Origin of the sequence: Acinetobacter sp. 5862 (assembly GCF_024494585.1) — a bacterium.
Classification (GTDB): domain Bacteria; phylum Pseudomonadota; class Gammaproteobacteria; order Pseudomonadales; family Moraxellaceae; genus Acinetobacter.
This window is the reverse complement of sequence record NZ_JANHGP010000019.1, coordinates 1-8,414: the sequence shown is the minus strand read 5'-3', so window position 1 is coordinate 8,414 and position 8,414 is coordinate 1. Positions and strand designations below refer to the sequence as shown.

The 8,414-nt window shown below is 40.6% G+C and carries 8 protein-coding genes and 4 tRNA genes; all 12 read right to left on the bottom strand.

What is annotated here, in order from left to right; all coding sequences use genetic code 11:
- Nucleotides 1–89 (bottom strand): GTP-binding protein (locus tag NO346_RS03115; RefSeq protein WP_072292276.1); only part of this gene is annotated, 89 nt, incomplete at its 3' end.
- Between the two features lie 164 nt (nucleotides 90–253).
- Nucleotides 254–328, bottom strand: a tRNA-Thr gene (locus tag NO346_RS03110).
- An 11-nt stretch (nucleotides 329–339) separates the two neighbouring features.
- A tRNA-Gly gene (locus NO346_RS03105) sits at nucleotides 340–415 on the bottom strand.
- A gap of 33 nt (nucleotides 416–448) precedes the next feature.
- Nucleotides 449–532, bottom strand: a tRNA-Tyr gene (locus tag NO346_RS03100).
- Nucleotides 533–585: 53 nt separating this feature from the next.
- Nucleotides 586–661, bottom strand: a tRNA-Thr gene (locus tag NO346_RS03095).
- Between the two features lie 99 nt (nucleotides 662–760).
- Complete coding sequence (trpE, locus tag NO346_RS03090; protein WP_256414201.1) at nucleotides 761–2,254, bottom strand: anthranilate synthase component I; 1,494 nt, start codon at nucleotides 2,252–2,254, stop codon at nucleotides 761–763.
- An 82-nt stretch (nucleotides 2,255–2,336) separates the two neighbouring features.
- Nucleotides 2,337–3,029 carry a phosphoglycolate phosphatase gene (locus NO346_RS03085; RefSeq protein ID WP_256414200.1) on the bottom strand — a complete coding sequence of 231 codons (693 nt, stop codon included), beginning with the start codon at nucleotides 3,027–3,029 and terminating at the stop codon, nucleotides 2,337–2,339.
- Nucleotides 3,030–3,098: 69 nt separating this feature from the next.
- Complete coding sequence (locus NO346_RS03080) at nucleotides 3,099–3,722, bottom strand: FHA domain-containing protein (protein ID WP_256414199.1); 624 nt, start codon at nucleotides 3,720–3,722, stop codon at nucleotides 3,099–3,101.
- A 64-nt stretch (nucleotides 3,723–3,786) separates the two neighbouring features.
- The gene (gspD, locus tag NO346_RS03075; RefSeq protein WP_256414198.1) at nucleotides 3,787–6,045 is read right to left on the bottom strand and encodes a type II secretion system secretin GspD; all 2,259 of its coding nucleotides are present in this window, start codon (nucleotides 6,043–6,045) and stop codon (nucleotides 3,787–3,789) included.
- A gap of 41 nt (nucleotides 6,046–6,086) precedes the next feature.
- Entirely contained in the window at nucleotides 6,087–6,923 is an 837-nt protein-coding gene (locus tag NO346_RS03070) for a type II secretion system protein N (RefSeq protein ID WP_256414197.1), read from the bottom strand.
- Complete coding sequence (gspN, locus tag NO346_RS03065; RefSeq protein ID WP_005218647.1) at nucleotides 6,923–7,666, bottom strand: type II secretion system protein N; 744 nt, start codon at nucleotides 7,664–7,666, stop codon at nucleotides 6,923–6,925. Before gspN ends, NO346_RS03070 begins: the two co-directional genes overlap by 1 nt.
- 178 nt (nucleotides 7,667–7,844) lie before the next feature.
- Nucleotides 7,845–8,171, bottom strand: a complete 327-nt coding sequence (locus tag NO346_RS03060) for an H-NS family nucleoid-associated regulatory protein (protein ID WP_005163077.1) — start codon at nucleotides 8,169–8,171, stop codon at nucleotides 7,845–7,847.
- Nucleotides 8,172–8,414 lie beyond the last annotated feature (243 nt).

The window sequence follows — 8,414 nt, the reverse complement described above, 5'->3', positions numbered from 1 at the left end:
GCAGTTAAAGTTGTTTTACCATGGTCAACGTGACCAATTGTACCCACGTTTACGTGTGGTTTATTACGTTCAAACTTAGCCTTAGCCATTTGATTTTCCTCGTTTACGTCGACACCAGTTTAGAGAAAAACAACCCTGAAAAACTTTCTTTATCGACATTCGCCTAAAAAACTAGACACCCAATACTTGAAAAGCAGACTATAATAGCCTGCTTCTTTAAAAATTTTGTAGAAATTCTACTAAGCTGTATATCTGGAGCTCTTATCGAGATTTGAACTCGAGACCTCTCCCTTACCAAGGGAGTGCTCTACCACTGAGCTATAAGAGCGACATCTTCGATGGAGCGGGAGACGAGGATCGAACTCGCGACATGCAGCTTGGAAGGCTGCCACTCTACCAACTGAGTTACTCCCGCATGTTGGTACTTACCACTTCAATCGAAGTTAGATGGTGGTGAGAGAAGGATTCGAACCTTCGAAACTTTCGTAGCAGAGTTACAGTCTGCCCCCTTTGGCCGCTCGGGAATCTCACCATATCACACTTACACAGTGCTGTTCTTTACGCTATACTACCACACTTTTAAGATGGTGCCGGCACACGGATTCGAACTGTGGACCTACTGATTACAAGTCAGTTGCTCTACCAACTGAGCTATGCCGGCTTTTTCTTAGTGTTTCGTACGTTTCGTATCGGAACGGTGTGCAGTTTAGCAAAACTCTGAATCGATGCAAGTGGTTTTTTCAAAAAAACCGTTAAAAACTCATAAAATCAATCCGTTTGATGATAATTCAACCGCTTTGATCACTGCGCGAGCTTTTATTTGAGTTTCATTCCACTCTGATTCAGGATTTGAGTCTGCAACTAAGCCTGCCCCAGCCTGTACATAGACCTTTTTATCACGAATCACACAGGTACGAATCGCAATCGACATGTCCATTTCACCATGCCAGCCTAAATAACCTACAGCACCACCAAATACACCACGTTTAACTGGTTCTACTTCATCAATGATTTCCATAGCGCGGATTTTTGGTGCACCTGAAAGTGTTCCAGCAGGAAAGGTTGCTTTAAACACATCTAAAGCATCCACGTCATCACGTACTTCACCCTGCACATTAGACACGATATGCATGACGTGAGAATAACGCTCAATCACCATACGATCAGTCACTTGCACTTTACCAATTTTAGAAACGCGACCAACATCATTGCGACCCAAATCGATTAGCATGAGATGTTCTGCAATCTCTTTTTCATCTGCAAGTAAATCTTGTTCCAAGGCAAGATCTTCTTCCTTAGTTTTACCACGTGGTCGTGTTCCAGCCAAAGGACGTACTGTTGCGATACCATTTTCTAAGCGTGAAAGAATTTCTGGCGAAGAACCCACGATATGAAATGGCTTTTGATCTGTGAGCGTTTGTCCTTGCACTAGAAATAAATACGGTGATGGATTGAGATGGCGCAATGCACGATAAACTTGTAAAGCCTCACCATCAAAGTCAGACACCATACGTTGACCAGGCACAACCTGCATCACATCGCCTGCACGGATATACTCTTTTACTTTCTCAACGGTTTCTAAAAACTTCTCTTTACCCGTAATGGATTCAAAATGTGGCGCAGTATGAGGTTTCGCTTGCAAGCTGACAGGCGTAGCGAGCAACTGCTCAAGTTGATCCAACTTCTGCTGAGCCTTCTTATAGGCATCAGGCTGACTCGAATCTGCGTGATGAATTAAAAACAAAGTGTCCTTTAAATTATCAAACACAATCACGGTTTGAGACAACATTAACCAAAGATCTGGCAACGTCACAGGATCAGCCGTGGGAACGTTTTTAAGTTTTGGTTCGATATAACGTACCGCGTCATACCCCAAATACCCAACCAAGCCACCAGTAAAACTTGGTAATTCAGGCAATTCAACTTGGGTTGGCACCTTAAATTGACTTTGAAAATCACGGATATACTGAAATGGATCAGCGCAGTCTTGCTGGTGAAGCGAGCCATCAGCTTGCTGAATGGTCAATACACCCGCATTACAGGAAAAAACAATCGACTCCCCTAAACCAATCATTGAATAGCGCGCCCAATTCTCACCCCCTTCAACAGACTCAAAGAGATAAGCTTGTTTTTGTTCTTTAAAACGTGCAAAAACAGAAAGTGGGGTTTCTGTATCAGCTAAACGTTGGCGATACACAGGAATGGTGTTATAGCCTGCTGATTTTAATTGCTCAAATTGTACTAAGGTCGTCATGAATCTTCTCTATGGTTTTAATTTCTGTGCGTTTTTTCTGTAGTGCCTTCTCAAGCCCGCCATCGAAAAACCATAACAAACTTCATGCTTGTCTCCTGACTAAATCATCTTCTATCAATTCTGCCAAACTATCGACCACTTGCTGTGGCTGACAGTCATAGATACTTTCCCCATGATTATAGCCATAGCTGACCACAATACAATCAATACCTGCACGTCTAGCGGCTTCCACATCATTACTCGAATCACCGATCATCAAAGTTTGTGACGCTGTAATATTTTGTTGCTGCATACAGTGTAGTAAAGGCAAAGGGTGAGGTTTACGTTCAGCTAAACTATTACCACCAACCACCATCTTAAAATATGGGCTTAACTGCAAAATATCGAGGATACCTTGCGCTAAATGCTCTGGTTTGTTAGTTACGCAAGCCATCGTAATATTATGCTGTTGGCAGTAATCCAAAAATGGTAAAACACCTTCATATACTTTGGTATTTACACATAATTCTTGTTCATAAATCTCAACAAAAGTATCAAGCAATTGCTTCTGCTGCTGGGCATCAATCTGCCCAAACAAATGCTCCAAGACAGTCTCACATAGTTTAGCCGCACCCTTGCCTACCCAAGCTCGAATCTGCACCTCTGTTAGCAATGGTAATGCCAGTTTTTCCAAACTTAGATTCATTGCTCGATATAAATCAGCCGCCGAGTCCACAAGCGTCCCATCTAAATCAAATAAAATTAAACTTCGTTGTTGTAACTGAGCAACAGACATAGATTTCGACTCAAGAAATAAAAAGGCACGCCCATATGGGCATGCCTTGATTGTAAAAGGTTAATATAATTATTTAAAGAATAACCAAGCAATCACAGCTAAAATGATGAGTACAACAATTGAAATTAAACCAATCGATGCATTTTTTTGCTGTTCAATTTCTTGTTGAACACGAGAAATAGGTTCTTCAATCGCGATCGGCTGCTGTTCAGCAGCAGCATGAACATCAATACCTTCAGGAATTGGTGCTGGTTTTGGAATTCCAACTTGTTGTGGCATACCATCTCGATTAATCGAAGTCTCCGCAGCTCGCTCTGCAAGCGTTGGCATACCCGCATCGTGATTCGTTGCCGCTACTGGCTCAACTTCAATTTCAGGTAAATCAGCCTTATAACGCTCAGGAGCAAGAATCATAAATATAAAACTGGCAAACTGGAGCATATCCCCATCATGCAATTCTATTTCCTGTTCCTGCTCAACACGCTCACCATTCACAAATGTTCCATTTGTAGACTTTAAATCTTTTACCCAAACATGGTCATCTCTAAACAGTAATGCAGCATGTTTTCGTGAAATATCCTTGAGCTGCAACAAAATTTCAGCGTCCGGATCCCGCCCCACCAGCATGTCACGCTCAATACTAATCTCTTGCCCTGTAAATTCACCTGTGATGGCTTGTAATTTCCAAGTCATAGATGTTTATCCTTATCATAATTTCTTTCAATCATAACATTGTGACATAAGCGCTTCTGTGCATCTACTGTGAAGACGCAGGACGAATCGTCGTGGTTGTCACTGTATGTTTACTGCGTTCAGTTGCTTTGGCTGGAAGCTGCACCGTTTTTCGTTGTATTTGAGGCTCAACTACAACGACAGGCTTTGTGATAACCACAGCCTCTTTTTGCGTTGTTGTTGGAACTTTTTGGTATGGTGAGCTACTTACCGCAGGTTGTGGGCGATAAATATCCGCAACATTTTCAGGTAATTTTGCAAAATTACCATTTTTATCCATAGACAATTGGAGACTGTATAGCTGGTTATAACGTTGTTGAGATATACGTTGCACATCCTCAGCATCACCCACTATGGTTGGATGGATAAATACAAGTAAATTACGTTTTTCATTGCCACGACTATCTGAACGGAACAAACGACCAAGATAAGGAATATCCCCAAGAACAGGCAAACTTTGACGACTAACATCAGTCTGATCGGTAACCAAGCCACCTAACACGACTGTTTGCCCATGATCTGCGAGAACTGAAGTTTTAATCGCTCGTTTACTTGTCACCAAGTCAGCAGCCTGACCCTTACTATTTTCAACGTTTGAAACTTCTTGCTCCACTTCAAGTCGAACAGAACCACCTTCACCGATATGAGGGATCACCTTTAAAGTAACACCCACATCTTTACGCTGAACAGTTGTGTAAGGATTCACCGTACTGTTTCCAGTCGTCGCAACTGAACCTGTTACAAATGGAACATTCTGCCCTACGACAATATACGCTTCTTCATTATCCATAGTCACGATGGATGGTGTAGACAATAAATTTGATTTTTTATTTTCTTTTAGCGCTTGAATGAGAGCACCATATAATTTACGAGAGCCATTCGCACCTTCTTTGTAGTCACCCAAAATAATAGATGAACCTGTACCGAGTGCGGAACCGGCACCTGCTGCCCCACCTGTTAGGTAGCCTGCTGCGAGCTTAGAGATACTAGAACCAACATTCGAAAAGTTAATTAACCCAACACCGCTATTGAGATCACCTAATGCCCATTGCACACCAAGTTGATCAGCATCACTACCTACAATTTCAATAATGGCAGCCTCAATCAAGACTTGCTGACGTCGAGTATCTAACTGCTGAATGGCTGCCTCAATTTCACGCATCAATTGCGGATCAGCTTTAACAACCAAAGCATTTTGAGTGCTATCTGCAATAATACTCACACCAGCACTATTAAAGCTTGTAACACCACTATTTTGGCTATTATTACTGCTATTGTTAAGATTAATTGACGGCGTGGAAATTGAAGAAGTTGAAGTTCCCGCCGATGAACCTGAATTTTGGTTATTTGAAACTAGATTGCTAATTGAGTTCGATTTACTAGCACTAGAATTTGATGAGGACGAAACTGACTGCCCTGTGACTAAACCTTGTAGAATTTCAGCTAAGTTCTTGGCACTCGCATATTTCAAACGGAATACTTTCAAACCACCCAAGCGATCTGCCGATGGAACATCGAGCATTTCAATCATCTGGCGTAAACGTTTGCGTGAATCAGGATCACCCTTAATTAAAATACGATTGGTTCGATTATCTGCAATAATTCGGACACGCGAACCAATAAAATCTTTCGAGGCACCTGTCGCACTCATCGTTTCAAGCAAACCAATAACTTCTTCAGCCTGACTTGATTGCAAACTGATCGCTTCAATATCATTTTGCCCTGTACCATCCAAATTACGGATAATATTTTCAAGTTGATAAATATTCGTCGCACGATCTGAAACGATCAAAGCATTGGTGCCAGCCACAGCAGCCAAATGTGCAAATTGTGGCATTAATGGTCTTAACGCAGGAATCAAATCATTTGGGTTCGTATTTTGCAACCAAATAACGCGAGTGACTATTTGATCTCCACCTGCACGACTTCGTGCATCGTAAGGAATCCCTGAGTTTTTAGCATTGCTATCGGGAACCAACTTGACCGTATTACCTGATGGAAGTGCAACTACACCATTAACATTCAACACGCCTAAAAAGAGGTCATAGACCTCATCTTTATTGAGAGGTTTATTGGAAATAACAGTAACGTTCCCGCGCACACGAGGATCAACGGCAAAGTTCTTACCCGTAATATCAGCAACTTCATTAATAAATGCCGTTAAATCCGCATCACGTAGATTAATCTTCCATGTTTGTGCTTGCACATTGGTACTGATGGTCGCAACCAAAGGCGCGGCAGCAAGTAGTGCCCAAAGTGGACGTTGATGATTCAAGAAAGCCATAACCTGCACTTATTCCTAACTAATGTGATGACGTGTTATCACTAAAAACTTTGTTGTATGGTCATCACTTGATCACCACGTTTTATTTCTATTTTGGCATGTCCTTCACGACGTACTTGCTCTAATAATTGCACTTCGCTAAGACCCTGCCCGACTGTCTGACCGTTGATCGATAGAATACGATCACCAGACCGCAAACCCAAGGTATTTTTTAAATTCGTTGGTGTTCGATCTGAGATTTCATAGCCGTCTGAACCACCACCACTCACTCCCATATTTTTTAAATACTGCTCACGATTTTCCTGCATTTGTTGGATCGCTTGTCCCAGCGCAGATTGTGATGAGTTTTGAGCAGGCGCAGATGTTTGAGGTGTTGCAGCTTGAGGGTTTAATACAGGGGCAATTGGCTGGTATAAACCATTATCTAAACCCTTAAATTTAACTTCTCGTGTTGCACCATTATCCTGCTTCAGAATGACATGGTCCCAATACACTTCCGCCAGTTGATAGGAAGTTGAACCGATGGTTTCACCAACACGATAACGTTCAGCAGTATCGTTTAATTTAATAACCGCCGATGACAAATAGCTTGGATAACCCAACAATACGCCCTGCAACTCCACATTGACATTATCTTGTGCTGTCGTAGTAGCAGGTTCATTAAATAGTGCAAAAGAACTAATATTAGGAACTTGCGCCTGTTGTGAACCCAATGCAACACGATCAAACTGCATCGGCTGAGGTGGCGCCACAACCAACCAGAATAAAGAAGCTAACTTCCAACACAACCATAAAATGAGTAAAGCTAGGATAAAAGCACTTGTTTTATCGAATTGCTGCCAACGAAACTGCTGTAGTTTTTGTGCTATTGTTTTCATTAAAAACCACCTTGCAACAATGGTTGGCGAGAACTAATCACGTAAGTGTCGAGTCCCGCTTTACCTTGATAAGATGGTACATTTAATAACATCCGCTGTGTCAACTGAACATCGAGCATAAGATTCGGGTCTAAACTTAGATTCGCCATTTTCTGACTTTGCTGATCCCGAACATCTATTTGCAATTGACCATTTTCATCTTTCATTTCTGCAGTTAATGAAGGCATATTCATACGATCTTGGCGTTGACCAAAGGTATAATTCAATTCACCACCACCCCAGTGCAATTTACCTTCAGTTGCAGTAAAACCTTTTTCTTTTTGATAATTAAACTGTACATCTTTAAGTTGAATTGAATTCTCAGGCCACTGCCAATTGGCAAAATACTTTAAAGTCTCAGGTGCAATTTCACCTTGCAAATCTTTGATCAAAATCTTTTGACCTAAACCGTAACCAAAAATACCATTAAATTGGGTATTCCCGCTGTGAATATCGAGATTTGCGCCAAGACGCAACATTAATAAATCTAAAGGACGTGTTTTCCAATGTACAGAACCACGTAACTGACCTTTTTGCCAATCCGCTTGTCCCTGCCAAATATTGCCGCTAACATTATGTAAGATTTGATTATCTTTAGAAAATTTCGCAATTAACCATGTTGCTGGAATTTGTAAAATAATAAAAATTAAAAATGCAAAAATGGCGAAAACCCACCACTTCCATTGTTTGGTATTTTTCTTCATTCCACCCTTACCAAATGCACAAATTATCATCCTTTTAGAGACACTCGCCCCTGAATGACATTATGCATACTTTTTCAACATCGCCAATTCTCTCATATAAAAAAACCAAGCTTTTTAAGCTTGGCTTTAATGAAGCATAGAATCATCGTATGACAGAACGATGACGAGTAAAACTTGCTTAGATTAGAAAATCTTCAAGTTTTGCGCCTTTCTCTAATTCAGCAACTAACCAACGTGGCTGTTTACCACGACCAGTCCAAGTTTCTTCTGTATTATTTTTATTACGGTAGCGTGGTTCTACTGCTTTGCGCGTTGTCTTCTTACGCTTTTGCTCACCTAACTCTAATAACTCTTCAACACTAAAACCAACTGCTTCAGCTATTGCAATAATTTCATTATAAGCATCTTCAATTGCTTGATCTTTTTTGCTTGCGATTAAAGCTTCCGCTTCTACCTGTAAACGTTTTAAGTCTTCTACAGATAAATCACTAATATCTGGTTTCATTAGAACCACTCCAACTCAAAAGAAATATATCACTCAAAATAAAAAAGAATTCAAAAATTCTATTTCCATAGTAATTTATATACAATTAAATAATCAATATTAAATTAGTCAACTTAATCACAATATAACCACAAATCATCTTATATTTACAATAAAACAAAAAAAAGGCGAATTCAAACATGAGGTGCGACAGTTTCAAAAGCCATATGATAATCAACAAGCTGAGCAAATTTCTCTAATGGT